The 12926-nt window shown below is 38.8% G+C and carries 13 protein-coding genes; 4 read left to right on the plus strand and 9 right to left on the minus strand.

The window, feature by feature from the left end; all coding sequences use genetic code 11:
• Nucleotides 1-477: 477 nt before the first annotated feature.
• From WD048_15465 to WD048_15480, 4 genes are all read right to left on the minus strand, one after another.
• Nucleotides 478-1203, minus strand: a complete 726-nt coding sequence (locus tag WD048_15465; protein ID MEX0813616.1) for an SDR family NAD(P)-dependent oxidoreductase — start codon at nt 1201-1203, stop codon at nt 478-480.
• Nucleotides 1204-1224: 21 nt separating this feature from the next.
• Complete coding sequence (locus WD048_15470; GenBank protein MEX0813617.1) at nt 1225-2643, minus strand: dicarboxylate/amino acid:cation symporter; 1419 nt, start codon at nt 2641-2643, stop codon at nt 1225-1227.
• A 13-nt stretch (nt 2644-2656) separates the two neighbouring features.
• The gene (gene aroC, locus WD048_15475) at nt 2657-3739 is read right to left on the minus strand and encodes a chorismate synthase (GenBank protein MEX0813618.1); all 1083 of its coding nucleotides are present in this window, start codon (nt 3737-3739) and stop codon (nt 2657-2659) included.
• A gap of 206 nt (nt 3740-3945) precedes the next feature.
• Nucleotides 3946-4746 carry a tetratricopeptide repeat protein gene (locus WD048_15480; protein ID MEX0813619.1) on the minus strand — a complete coding sequence of 267 codons (801 nt, stop codon included), beginning with the start codon at nt 4744-4746 and terminating at the stop codon, nt 3946-3948.
• A gap of 324 nt (nt 4747-5070) precedes the next feature.
• Here WD048_15480 and WD048_15485 point away from each other — a divergent pair, with 324 nt between their 5' ends.
• The 3 genes from WD048_15485 to WD048_15495 all read left to right on the plus strand — a co-directional run bounded on the left by WD048_15485 (nt 5071) and on the right by WD048_15495 (nt 8803).
• Nucleotides 5071-6525, plus strand: coding sequence for a T9SS type A sorting domain-containing protein (locus tag WD048_15485; protein ID MEX0813620.1), 1455 nt, complete (start codon nt 5071-5073; stop codon nt 6523-6525).
• An 86-nt stretch (nt 6526-6611) separates the two neighbouring features.
• The gene (locus WD048_15490; GenBank protein MEX0813621.1) at nt 6612-8093 is read left to right on the plus strand and encodes a T9SS type A sorting domain-containing protein; all 1482 of its coding nucleotides are present in this window, start codon (nt 6612-6614) and stop codon (nt 8091-8093) included.
• Nucleotides 8094-8137: 44 nt separating this feature from the next.
• A complete protein-coding gene (locus WD048_15495) occupies nt 8138-8803 on the plus strand; it encodes a hemolysin III family protein (protein ID MEX0813622.1) in 666 nt (221 codons plus the stop codon).
• Nucleotides 8804-8807: 4 nt separating this feature from the next.
• Here the strand turns inward: WD048_15495 and WD048_15500 are convergent, their stop codons facing one another.
• From WD048_15500 to mazG, 3 genes are all read right to left on the minus strand, one after another.
• The gene (locus tag WD048_15500; GenBank protein MEX0813623.1) at nt 8808-9128 is read right to left on the minus strand and encodes a type II toxin-antitoxin system RelE/ParE family toxin; all 321 of its coding nucleotides are present in this window, start codon (nt 9126-9128) and stop codon (nt 8808-8810) included.
• A 3-nt stretch (nt 9129-9131) separates the two neighbouring features.
• A complete protein-coding gene (locus tag WD048_15505; protein MEX0813624.1) occupies nt 9132-9350 on the minus strand; it encodes a hypothetical protein in 219 nt (72 codons plus the stop codon).
• 137 nt (nt 9351-9487) lie between these two features.
• Nucleotides 9488-10264, minus strand: a complete 777-nt coding sequence (mazG, locus tag WD048_15510; protein MEX0813625.1) for a nucleoside triphosphate pyrophosphohydrolase — start codon at nt 10262-10264, stop codon at nt 9488-9490.
• Between the two features lie 72 nt (nt 10265-10336).
• On the opposite strand from mazG, the gene WD048_15515 reads away from it, so the two are divergent.
• Complete coding sequence (locus WD048_15515) at nt 10337-10558, plus strand: hypothetical protein (GenBank protein ID MEX0813626.1); 222 nt, start codon at nt 10337-10339, stop codon at nt 10556-10558.
• 10 nt (nt 10559-10568) lie between these two features.
• On the opposite strand, the gene WD048_15520 is transcribed toward WD048_15515, so the two are convergent.
• Nucleotides 10569-11600, minus strand: a complete 1032-nt coding sequence (locus tag WD048_15520; protein MEX0813627.1) for an FAD:protein FMN transferase — start codon at nt 11598-11600, stop codon at nt 10569-10571.
• A 72-nt stretch (nt 11601-11672) separates the two neighbouring features.
• Nucleotides 11673-12926: an NADH:ubiquinone reductase (Na(+)-transporting) subunit F gene (nqrF, locus tag WD048_15525; GenBank protein MEX0813628.1), complete on the minus strand. Its 1254-nt coding sequence runs from the start codon at nt 12924-12926 to the stop codon at nt 11673-11675.

Consider the following 12926-nt stretch of genomic DNA (forward strand, 5'->3'; position numbering starts at 1 on the left):
TTCACAGAATTATATCAACATCTTTTTTGTTGATATCCAACCCTTGATTCGCATTCTTACTTAATTCAGTTGCTACTTTCAATTAGTTGAGGATTATTTTAAACCTAATTTTGTGTATGTGTTATCTGTGAAGTTAAGTTTTTTACAAATTATCAACTTGACATTTCAAATCCCAAATGTTTCCCATAAACGCAATCAAATATTGAAAACGTAAACCCGCGTGAGGGATAGTAGCGGCATCCTTTTGGGGCGGGGCAATTTAGTGTTGCGGGCTTTGGAAAAGCGACCAGCGGAAGCTATTTCCAAAATCCATTTGCAACACTTTGCCTCCGCCCCAAAAGATAGAGCGGACAGCCCGACCTGAAAGGGCACGCCCCCATATTATTTCAACATTTTCTTATTTGCTTATTTGCTTATTTGATTGTTGTTGATAGTGGTCGGGACTTAGAGTCGTCCACTGGCGTCTGACCTCTGAATCTACTCCTCCAAACTGATCCTAACGATCACATCCTCTACTTTTGAGGCGTTGTCCATCAGGATGACAAATTGCTCGGCAACTTCATTTACTCCGTAAAGGGCATTTTGTTCGTAGAGCTCAATGAACTTGTCGAGGTTGCTGAAATCCTTTTTATCGAGTGAGCGGATGTGCTTTTGCATATCGGTGCCCACGATTCCGGGTGCCACACCCCTGACAATAAATGGATGCTCGGGCTTTCTGATCTTCTGCTCAAGGTTTGCCACGCGGGTAAGCATATCGAGTCCGGCTTTGGTGGCGCAGTACATACTCCAGCCATCGTAGGGGCTTTGGGCGGCTCCCGATCCCATGTTCAGAATCACTTTTTCTGCTGCTACATCTTTATAGGCCCTTATAAATCGCTGTGTAAGCACTGCCGGAGCTGTGAGGTTCAGGGTTATTCCGTCAATCAGTGCATCATCGTCCTGGTCGCCCAGGTACTTTACATCGCCCAGGGTTCCGGCATTGTTGAGCAATACGATTTTATCTGCCTCTTGCAGTGTGTTGAACTCCAGTTTTTTGATCTCTTCGGGTTTGCTGAGGTCCAGGGAAATATGACAGTAGTTGGGGTGCTCGATGGTTTTGCTGCGCGAAATACCCACTACTCTTACATTATCGCGTTCCAACAATTGCTCGCAAATGGCTTTTCCTATTCCTGATGAGCTTCCGGTAATAAAATAATGTTCCATGTCAGTTATTTGATTATTGGTTTATTGATTTGTTTGTCTGTTTGTTTTCGGATTGAATTGTCCTTCGGACTGGGCAATCAATGTACTTATCGTTGCATCGCCCGTTACATTTGCGGTAGTGCGGCACATGTCCAAAATGCGATCTACCGGGAAAATAATGGCGATCCATGCAGGATTGAGCCCCACCGATTGCAATACTATAATGAGCATTACCAGGCCTGCGCTGGGCACGGCAGCAGAGCCAATACTGGCCAATGTGGCTGTAAGCACTATGGTCAATTGCTGTCCGAGACTGAGATCAACCATGTGCATTTGCGCCAGGAAAACCACTGCCACAGCCTGGTAAAGACTGGTGCCGTCCATATTCAGGGTGGCACCAATCGGCAGTACAAAACTGCTGACTTGTCGTGAAACGCCCAAATTATCCTCCACACATTCCATGGTTACGGGCAGTGTTGCGGCACTTGAACTGGTGGAAAATGCCAGTGTTTGTGCAGAACTGATGCCTTTAAGAAAATCAAAATAGGAAATGCTTTTGGCCCAAATGCTGATAAAAAGCGGGTAAAAAACAAAGATCAACATGCCCAGTCCCAGGACTACGATGAGCGAATACCAGCTCAGGCCTTTGAAAATCTCCAGAACGGCTGCGGGGTTATCGCCCGCCATTTTGGAGACCACTCCTGCAAGCAATGCAAACACAAAAAAGGGCGCAGCCTGCATAATGAAATCGACCATTTTCAGAAATACAGCATTGGCGCCATCTACAAAAGCAATGACAGGCGCAGCTTTATCTTTGGGAATAAAACTAAGGGTGATGCCAAAGAAAAGTGCGAAAAATATCACCTGCAACATAAGTGTATTTGTGCCCAATGCCTGGAAGATATTGCCGGGAACCATGTCAACCAGGAATTTTAAGGGACCGGCTTCTTTTCCAGATTCGGCAGTTTCCATCCTTTTTTTGACATCGTCTTCCATTTCGGCATAAGCACCGGATGCCCTGATGCGTTTGGTCTTTTCTGAATATTTGTCATCACAGAGCATGCAGGTGCCGTCAAGTACTTCAATGTTTTCTTCGGCTGCCCACAGCTCATACATGATCCTGTTGTCAATCCTTTGGTCTTGGTCTATGCTTTTGCCGGGTTGAAAGGTATTGACCAGTAAAAGACCGGTTGAGACAGCCAAGACGGTTGTACCAATATATGCCACGATGGTTTTCATGCCCATCCGCCCCAATTGGGAAGTATCGGGCAAGCCGGAAATACCGCTGATAATAGAAAAGAGAATCAGCGGTACGGCAATCATTTTCAGGAGATTGATGAAAATAGTGCCAAAGGGGTCGATCCATTTGATGGTAAACTCGCTCAGCCCCACCCAACTTGAGAAAAGCGCCCAGCAGATTCCGGCTATCAGTCCGATTATTATTTTCCAGTGTAAAGCCATGCTTTTCATCCGTCTATTTTATTTTTGAACTTTGGTTCCGCAATAAATGATCAGCGAGCACCAGGGCTGTCATGGCTTCCACAATGGGCACTGCCCGTGGCACTACACATGGATCGTGCCGGCCTTTGCCTTCCACTTTTACAGTTTTGCCTTCTTTGTTTACACTTTGCTGGTCCTGCATTAAAGTAGCTACTGGCTTAAAGGCTACATTGAAATAGATGTCCATGCCATTGGAAATGCCGCCCTGTATGCCACCACTAAAATTACTTTTGGTAGAAATCTTTCCGTCTTTTTCCACAAAGGTATCATTGTGATCGGAGCCGCACATTTTACTGCCTTCAAATCCCGATCCGTATTCAAAACCTTTTACCGCATTGATACTGAGCATGGCTTTTCCCAGGTCGGCATGCAATTTATCAAATACAGGTTCACCAAGACCTGTGGGGCAGCCCTGTACAATTCCGGTAACAACTCCGCCTACTGTATTGCCCGATTTTCTGATGCTTTTGATCAGTACTTCCATTTCCCCGGCAGTGGATTGATCCGGGCAGCGCAGCTTGTTGTTTTCAGTTAGTGAAAGGTCGAGTTGGGAATAATGCTTTTGCACTTTGATATTCCCAACGGCACTTACATAGGCATTGATCTTTATTCCTGATTTTCTTAAAAATTGCTTTGCAATGGCTCCTGCTGCCACTCGACAAGCGGTTTCCCTGGCAGAAGCCCGTCCTCCGCCCCGATAGTCGCGAATGCCGTATTTTTCCTGAAAAGTAAAATCTGCATGGGAAGGCCTATAACTTTCCTTGATGTGTTCGTAATCCCTGGGCTTGGCATTATTGTTTGGAATCAGGATGGCAATGGGTGTCCCGGTGCTTTTGCCCTCAAATACACCGGATACAATTTCTATACTATCGTCTTCTTTTCGTTGGGTTGTAATATTGGATTGGCCGGGCTTGCGCCTTTGCATTTCTGTATTGATAAAGTCAGTGTCTATTTCCAGTCCTGCCGGGCAGCCATCTATGACCACGCCCATCATTGCCCCGTGGGATTCACCAAAAGTGGTGATTCTGAATATTTCTCCGAAACTGTTTCCCGGCATGTAGTTTGGGGTTTAAATTCAGGCTTGAAGATAAGGATTTAAACGCTTTGTGTTTCCATATTCCGGGTTCAATGGGCTTACCTGGAGATTACCTCTTGCAGATTCATAAAAAAGGTTAGTGAAAAATTTAAAGACATTTGTAAAATAAATTATATAATCGTATTGATTAACTTTCAGAAAGTTATGTAGCTTTCTGCTTATACCTCCTATTGACCGGAATTAGTTTGCTCACTGAGTTTATCAGCTTTCTCCTCCTCTCCAAGAAAACGGTAAAAAGTTATGATATTTAAGATAATCTGTTCATCATCAGGATTTTGCTTCTGGTATTTTTCAAGATATCCCAAACCTGACCGCAATTTTTCGTGCACAAGTTTTTTGTCATCTCCTTTCTGATACATTCTATTTGAAAGCTTTGCATAATGCATTCCGAGAAAATATAGTGCCTCATTATTTGAAGCATCAACAGTTAATATTTTTTCGTATAATTCTTTGGCTTTTGCAGGATTGTGACTTTCAGCCTTTTGAGCATAAGCTGTTAAAATTTCTATGTCGTCAGGATGCTCAGATATAAGTGATTCATAAATTTCAAAGGCTTTTTTGTTTTGACCCATACCATAGAGTATTTCAGCTTTTATACTGAGTAATCCTTTGTGGTCGGGATCTATGTCCAATCCTTTGACAGCATGTTTAAGGGCGTTACTTTCATCGTTATTTATATTCATATAGCCATGAGCTAAATGGTAATAGGCTTTTGAAGCCAGATCAGCATCTTTGTCTTCTCCTGAATTGTAATTATCTATTATTTTTAGATAATCAGCACTTGCTTTATCAAAATTGTCCTGCTCATTGTATATTTCAGCTCTTTTAAAATAGAGCTCAGATGTAGGATTTCCTTTTTCAATTTTTTGATTTAAGACATCCAATTGCCCTTGATTTTCTTGCCCAACAAGCTGCAAGTTTAAAAGGGAGAGAAAAATTATGAAAGTAAATTGTTTCAATTTTATCATAATGTTAGGTTTTGTTGATGAAAATATAATAAAAAAAATCACTTCCCTAAATATAGTACAAAAGCTTTTAGAAATTGAATAATTATCGAAACAGCCTTAACCGGATAACTTTTTTAAGTCAGCTTCGTAAAAAGGAGCAATAGGTACTATTATTTGATTAAAATGATGCGATTGAAATCTATTAATTGTGATAAGTGCGTGCCGATTATTGAACGCCTATTTAATTAATTGACATTAGGCTAAAGTTCAATTAAATTCATAGAGCACAATAGGAGGACATTTATTTATTTGTGCTATGTACCGAAAGTTTTTAAGGCAAACAACATGAACCGAACCTTTACAATATTCATTTTATTGTTCCCTTTTTTTTGCAGTGCTACTGGCGTGATAGAAAACACTTTTGGTAGTGTGAATTGTTACGATGAAGGAACAAGTGTAGTTGTGTTGGATTCCGGTACTTACCTCGTGTCCGGCTCTTATTTGAATGTAAATTCCAGCAATTGGCAATCAAAACTGTATTATCTGGATGATAATTTAGACAGTACTTCTACAATTGATCAAGCCCCTGTTAATGGCTACAGTAGAAAATGCTCAGATGGCAATTTGTTTTTTTGGGGAGGAAATACAGCTGGGTTCAATTATGATTCTATACAAATTTCTAAAACCAATGTTCAGGGACAATTGATCTGGAAAAACAGCTATAGGATTGCTTGCAAAAACACAGTTACGGATCTAAGGGAAGATGCTGATGGGAATATCCTTATTTCAGGATTTTATTCAAAGTCGGGCTGTAACTTACCAGTTTACAATGCGTTTATTGCAAAATTGAATTCAAGCGGACAAATGCTTTGGATCGAAAAAATTGATGGGGGAAAGAATGATCAGTTGCATCAGTTGTCAATAGATCACAATGGGAATATAGTTTCTGCAGGCTGGAGCAATTCTTTTAACAACAGGGGAGATACTGATTTTTTCCTGGTAATGTATGGAAGCAATGGCAATGAATTGTTTAGCAAATCACTTGATTATGAAACACAGGATTATGCTTACGGCCTGACCACTGACGATTCTGGGAATATTTATATTAGTGGATACTCGAATGATGTTGAACTCCTAAAATTCAATTTAAAAGGAAATAAAGTTTTTCAGCAAAGTTACTTTAGTGCTTGTGGTGGAAGCAATTTCAGAATTCAAAAAAGCGAGCATAATACTTTGTTAATGTTGGGTTCTGAAGAAATTGACAATACTTGCATGTCCTTTTTTATGGAAACAGATATGCAGGGGAATGTATTGTGGAAAAAGAACTGGAATGCTAGATTAAGAAATTTTGAAGTTATCCAAAGTGGCAGCTATATACTTACAGGCTATAAAAATCACTTACCCGAAGTTTATGTTGTGAAATTTGATTCTATTACTCTGCAGGCACCAATTGGAGAAATAGGAGATGCCGATAGTTTTTCATTTGATCCGAATTCTGATAATCCTGATGAATTAGAAGATGTTGAGACCAATATTGGTACAATTGAAGAAGAAGAATTTAAACTCAATTTATATCCCAATCCATTCTCAAACAATCTATATGTGAAATGGTCTTCTCATAAAGAAGTAGAACAGGTAATTGTTTACACTATGACAGGGCAGATACTTGGGCAATACAATATAAATGCAACTCAAAAGATTCTGAATATTGATGCAAGTACCTGGGTGAGTGGCACCTATATTATATATACCGAACTTGAAAATGGTGAGATTTTCACTGAAAAGGTTCAGAAATTTTGATGCATTGGTTAGTTAATTACTTATTGTTTTTGATATAGCAAGCAATAAAACTTATCATTCCAAAGTAAAACATTTAAATTCACACAATGAGAATATTTTCGCTATTTATTATACATGTTATTATCCTTGCAAGCGTGAATGCTTTAAATGCCCAGGTGCTTAATGAAAAAGTATTGTCTGAACTTCACTATTGTGAACAAGGTGCTACTTATATTTCAAACTATCCTTTTGAACATGATAAATATATTGTTGTATTAAATTCAGATTGCAATAATATGCCCCACAATTATACAAATGTAAAAAGTATGGTAGCACTATTAGATGAAAATTTTGATACTACTGGATGGGCATATACTTCCTTTGAAAATCTTTGGTTTTCTGATTATGGAGACCCTGTCAATAATAGTTTTTTTATAGTAGCCTCAAATACAGATGTGACTATACAAGACAGTTTATATGTTGGGAATTTAGCGCACCATTCAAATAATTTAGTCAACTCATATTCATCTTTTAAACCATCACAGTGCAACTTTGAAGCATCAGATTATTATTCTGGACCGGAGTCGAATATTGTTGCTGTAAATTACAAACAAGGCAACTGCAGTAATTATAAGGAGGCTTCTATTACCTGCATAGATTATAATTACAACATCAAATGGCAATATAAATATGAAGGTGCAAAGAATGACGAAATTATGTCTATCAAAAGACTGGATAATAAAAACTTGCTTGCACTTGGTCATTCTAATACAAAATTCACCAATACAAATTTGTTTTTACTGAATCTTGACAGCAATGGCATGTATCTGGAAGCTTATATGCTGCCGGATTCTATCAATCAAAGTTATGCCAATGCCCTGGAAATTGATGATGATGGAAATGTATATTTGGCCTGGAATCAAAACAATCAATTGTATTTAAGTAAGTTGAATGCTGATTTAGAGGAGCAATGGGAAATACCCCTGAATACCTATGGCTTAAACAATGTTGTTTTAAAATATTCAAAAATTGATAACAGTCTGTTGTTGATCAGTAATGGCATTGATCCCTTTACAATGGAATTTGAACAACTGGTGCACAAAATCAAAGTGGATGGCAGCATTGTCTGGAAGCGAACTTTTAATGAGCGCATTGCTGATTTTTTATTCAAATTTGATGGCTCCATGCTTTTTTATGCAGATGACAATGCTTCAAACCACACCAAGATTATTCACTTTGATTCTACCTTTGCCTATTATCCTCCTATAGATTCTTCATTTAATCCTGATTCTGACAGTTCTGATATTGATACTACAGAAATGGTGGGTATTAGTGATATTGGGCAAAAGCAAGCTGAAGTAAAAATCTTCCCCAACCCCTTTTCAGAGCGTTTTTCAATTGTTTCTAAAGATCAGAAGATCAGTAGCTACAGTATTTATAATTTAATGGGGCAAGTTGTACTTAAGGAAGAATTGAATGCAAATAATAAAAGCATTTCCTTTGACAAGCAGGTGTCGGGCACTTATATTCTGCAAATAGAACTGGAAGATGGAAATGTGAAAACGGAAAAAATAGTATATAGAAATTAGCGTTTAGGCAACCTTTTCGGTACTTTATTGTTCTTATCAATAAGGTGCAAAATTTAAAAAAATCAACTTTCGGAGAAGAATTGGCCAATTCCATTACACATGGTATAGGTGCTGTTTTTAGTATAATTGGTTTCTTTTTCTTAATGCATTACACGGCAGAACAACCAGGTTCCAAGAGAATTTCAGCTGCATTGATTTACGGTATTTCGCTTATATTGCTCTACCTGGCTTCTACACTTTATCACAGTATTCCGCACTATAAGGTTAAGAAAGTCATGCGTGTTTTTGATCATGTATCTATTTATTTATTGATTGCAGGAAGCTATACGCCTTTTGCACTGCTGGTTTTGGACAATACACTGGGCGATTTGATTTTGTATATCGTTTGGGGAGTGGCTATTGTAGGCTCTGTTTTCAAAATATTCTTTACAGGAAAATTCGATAAACTATCTACCTTGTTATACATTGCTATGGGTTGGGTAGCTATTATTGCATTTGAACCTTTGCTGAGCAATCTTCCCACTCCCGGAATGGTGCTGTTGGCTACAGGAGGAGTGCTTTATACAGGCGGAACTGTTTTCTATATGTGGAATAAACTGAAATACAACCACGCCATCTGGCACCTGTTTGTTATGGGTGGAAGTGCAGCTCACTTTTTCGCCATTCTTTTCTATGTGCTTCCAATGAGTAATTTGGATACTGTTTGCTGAGGCATTATTTGTTTTTTACTGAATTCCATTCATCAGGATCTTCACTGCTGTGAAAGATTGCCTCTATAATAACAATTGCTTTTTGTTTATCCACACGAAAATGAGCTACAATTGAGAAAGGGTGAATTGGGAGAAACCTAATGTCGTCATATCGAACCTGGTAAAGCAAAGCTGTTGATCTCAATTTTTTTAAGGCATTATTTATTGCTTTTACAAAGCGAATCCCTAGCTTATCGTCACCTGTTTCTCTGCGATAATAATCTACAGTTTTTTGTATATCGAGATATATCTGAGGATTATACCGAACTTTGAAGTAGTGCTTCATTTCTCAAATTTTGAGTTGCTTTTCAATTTCTTTCCATGTGAGGTATTCTTCTGGTTTAGTGTTTTTAATTCTATCACGCACAATTTCTTTTTGCCATTCTGGTACAATAAAGTTTTCATCTTCAATGTCTTTGATTTTTTCTTTAAGTACATTCCACTCTTTGATGGGAATAAACACACCAGTAGTTTTTCCATTACTGTCTGAAATATATTGCAAGCTCATAATTATTGAATTTATGTTTTAAGAGACTTTAAATCTGATAAATCTTAAGTTTTACACCTATTCCAAAGTTAAGAACCGATTAGTAATATTAAAAGTTGCTTTTTCGTAGTGCTTATATTTTAAATTCATTACAAAAGTTACTCCCCCAATTTAGCCTCGTTCCAAAGTGCGTCCATCTCCTCCAAACTCATGTCCTTCAATTGATCTCCTGATTTTTGAGCTGAACTTTCAATAAACTCAAATCGCCTTTTGAATTTTTTATTGGTAAGCTCCAATGCTCTTTCAGGGTCAATATTTAAATAGCGGGAGAGATTGACCATTGCAAACAGCAAGTCGCCAAATTCGGCCTCTATTTCGGCTTGATTCAGATTAGCTTGCGCTTCTTTTAGTTCGGCTTGTTCTTCTTCTATTTTTTTCCATACCTGTTCTATGGTATCCCATTCAAAGCCCACTTGTTTGGCTTTGTCCTGCATTCTGTATGCTTTGATCAATGCGGGTAGGGAAATTGGCACACCGCTTAAAACAGATTTTTTCTCCCCTTTTTTCTCCTTCATTTTTATCTGTTCCCAGTTTTCCTTCACCTGATCTTCACCATCAACTTTAGTATCGCCATAAATATGCGGATGCCTGCGAATCAACTTATCGCACAAATCATTCAGCACTTCTGTAATGGTAAATTCTTTTTGCTCATCCGCTATTTTGGCATAAAAAACCAAGTGCAGCATTAGGTCGCCAATTTCTTCCTTTATTCCTGGCATGTCTTTTTCGAGGATAGCATCAGTCAGTTCGTAGGTCTCTTCAATACTGAGCGGACTCAGGGAATCCATGGTTTGTTTTCTATCCCAGGGGCATTTTTCCCTCAGGTCGTCCATTATGTCTAATAATCTTAAAAAAGCTTTTGCCCGGCTGTCCATAAACACTAATTTTGAATTTAGAAAACAAAGAACGCTGTAATAGTGTTAAATTTGTAAGAATAAAGGTATAAAATGGTACTCACTACATTATTATTGTCAATAGGAATTATAGGTTTGGCCTTTGCTTTGATCGGCATTCGTATTTTGCTGGTAAAAGACGGGGAGTTTAAAGGTACTTGTGCAACGAACAACCCAATGCTGAAAAATGAGATTGGAGAATGTACGGTTTGCGGAAAAGCTCCTGAAGAAGATTGTAAAGGCGGTGAAGTGGAAAAAGGTTGGGCAGGTCAATAGTAGCCCTGTTTTATTCTTTTAGCCAATTCAAATTATCCTCTAATTCATTGCTGAATACGGGTTGCAATTGATTTTCACCCGACTCTATCAATAAAATTTTATAGGACTTTTTAAGCACTTCGTCTTTTGATATTTTATCAAAAAGCTGCTTTCCGTTTATCATCAATGCAGTGGCCAGGGCATCTGCTTCTGCACAGTTTTCAGCTAGAACTGTTGCGCTCAAAATCGAAGATTGTTCTGAATAGCCAGTTCTGGGATTTAGGATATGCGCATATAATTTTCCTTTTCGCTCGTAATAATTCCGGTAATTGCCAGAAGTAGCAATGGCAGAATTTCTGTCTTTTAAAATTGCAATAAGTTTCCTGTTTTCCAATTCCGATGTGGGATCATCAATGCCCACACTCCATTTGTCATTATTGGGGTTGATCCCATTAAAGCGCACTTCACCACCGATTTCTATTAGATAATTTTCAATTGAATTGTTTTCTAGAAATTGACTGAGCAAATCTACCCCATAGCCTTTTGCCACAGCACTAAAATCGAGCGTGATGTTCTCCCTGCTGCGATAAATAAAATGACTGTTAGATGAATCCATTAATTGAAGTGCACTAAAATCACAAAGCCGGAGCAGTGAATCTACAATAACTGAATCGGGATTTTCAGGTTTGGCTCCACCTGCAAAGCCCCAGTATTTTACCAGGGGAAATACAGTAGGGTTAAAATAGCCATCAGTTAAAGCAAACAATTTTTTGGAAATTTCAAATACATTGGCGAAATGGCTATCAACTTCAAAAACAGAAGCCCTTGAATTGTTAAAAGTGCTGATGACAGATTTCGGGTCATAGGTGGACATGGAGCGATTTACCAATTTCAGCAATGAATCCAGCTCTGTTTTGAAATTGCGTTGCAGGCTATCTTTGTATTGTATAGCGTAGTTGGTTCCCATTGTGTGTCCACTGATATTGATGTATTTATCTGCATTCTTCTCCTGCTTACAGGCGAGAAGCATACTGAGCAGAACTATGAAATAGAATAGGCGCATTCCTGGAGATTGTTTACAAAAAAGGGTTGATCAAATGACCAACCCTAATTTAAATGTTTTTATTAATAATTTTTAGCTTCCGAAATCATCAAAAGCAATATTGCTTTCCGGCACACCCAATTCATCGAGCATTTTTTGAACTGCGCTGAGCATCATTGGCGGGCCGCATAGATAGTATTCAATTTCTTCGGGTTCAGGATGATTTTTCAAATATTCTTCATAAGCTACAAGGTGGATAAAACCTGTGGGGCCATCCCAATTGTCTTCTTCCAGCGGTTCTGAAAGTGCTTCAACGTATTTGAAATTGTCAAACTTCTCTTCAATATCCCTGAAGTGCTCTGTATAGAACAATTCTCTTTTGGAACGGCCACCGTAGAAGTAAGTAACCTTGCGATCAGTGCTTTCTGTATGAAAGAGGTGGAAAATATGCGAACGCAATGGCGCCATACCTGCCCCGCCACCAATATAAACCATTTCTTTGTCCGTGGGCTTAATAAAGAATTCGCCATAAGGACCTGAAATAGTGACCTTATCTCCGGGTTTTCTTGAAAATACAAAAGAAGAACAAATACCCGGATTCACATCCATAAAGGCATTTTTAGCTCTGTCCCATGGTGGTGTAGCGAGGCGAATATTCAGCATCACAATATTTCCTTCTGCCGGGTGATTGGCCATTGAATAAGCTCTGAAAATAGGCTCATCGTTTTTCATTTTCAAATCCCAGATACCAAAGCTGTCGTAATCCCCTTTGTATTCATCTGGAATTTCATAAAGATCGGTTTTGAAATCTACCTCAATCGGGGGAACATCAACTTGAATATAGCCACCTGATTCAAAATCGAGGTTTTCTCCTTCCGGTAATTTCACTACAAATTCTTTGATAAATGTTGCCACATTATCATTGGACTTGACTGTGCAGTCCCATTTGCTGATCCCGAAAATTTCTTCCGGAACTTTAATTTTCATGTCTTCTTTCACTTTAACCTGGCAAGCGAGCCTCCAATTTTCTGAGGCTTCTTTACGGGTGAGGTGATTCATTTCTGTTGGCAGCACATCACCGCCTCCTTCCATCACCTGGCATTTGCACATGGCGCAAGTACCCCCTCCACCACAGGCAGAAGGAAGAAAAATACTCTTTTCTGAAAGTGCAGTAAGCAAATTAGAACCCGGTGATACAGACATTGGGTTTTCGTCATCACCATTAATGGTTAAAGTAAGTTCTCCCGAAGGCACCAACTTAGATTTTGCAAAAAGCAAAAGTGCTGTCAGTGACATTAATATAATCAGGAATGCTACAATGCTGAACAATATAACTGTGAAATCCAT

It is taken from the genome of Chitinophagales bacterium (assembly GCA_040877935.1).
Taxonomy (GTDB): Bacteria; Bacteroidota; Bacteroidia; order Chitinophagales; family CAIOSU01; genus JBBDNB01.

Bases quoted from the DNA above. Each gene is read 5' to 3' on its own strand.
- aroC (MEX0813618.1), bottom strand. From the start codon at position 3,739: ATGCCGGGAAACAGTTTCGGAGAAATATTCAGAATCACCACTTTTGGT.
- WD048_15480 (MEX0813619.1), bottom strand. From the start codon at position 4,746: ATGATAAAATTGAAACAATTTACTTTCATAATTTTTCTCTCCCTTTTA.
- WD048_15500 (MEX0813623.1), bottom strand. From the start codon at position 9,128: ATGAAGCACTACTTCAAAGTTCGGTATAATCCTCAGATATATCTCGAT.
- WD048_15515 (MEX0813626.1), top strand. From the start codon at position 10,337: ATGGTACTCACTACATTATTATTGTCAATAGGAATTATAGGTTTGGCC.
- WD048_15490 (MEX0813621.1), top strand. From the start codon at position 6,612: ATGAGAATATTTTCGCTATTTATTATACATGTTATTATCCTTGCAAGC.
- WD048_15485 (MEX0813620.1), top strand. From the start codon at position 5,071: ATGAACCGAACCTTTACAATATTCATTTTATTGTTCCCTTTTTTTTGC.
- nqrF (MEX0813628.1), bottom strand. From the start codon at position 12,926: ATGGATTTCACAGTTATATTGTTCAGCATTGTAGCATTCCTGATTATA.
- WD048_15520 (MEX0813627.1), bottom strand. From the start codon at position 11,600: ATGCGCCTATTCTATTTCATAGTTCTGCTCAGTATGCTTCTCGCCTGT.
- WD048_15465 (MEX0813616.1), bottom strand. From the start codon at position 1,203: ATGGAACATTATTTTATTACCGGAAGCTCATCAGGAATAGGAAAAGCC.
- WD048_15470 (MEX0813617.1), bottom strand. From the start codon at position 2,643: ATGGCTTTACACTGGAAAATAATAATCGGACTGATAGCCGGAATCTGC.
- mazG (MEX0813625.1), bottom strand. From the start codon at position 10,264: ATGGACAGCCGGGCAAAAGCTTTTTTAAGATTATTAGACATAATGGAC.
- WD048_15505 (MEX0813624.1), bottom strand. From the start codon at position 9,350: ATGAGCTTGCAATATATTTCAGACAGTAATGGAAAAACTACTGGTGTG.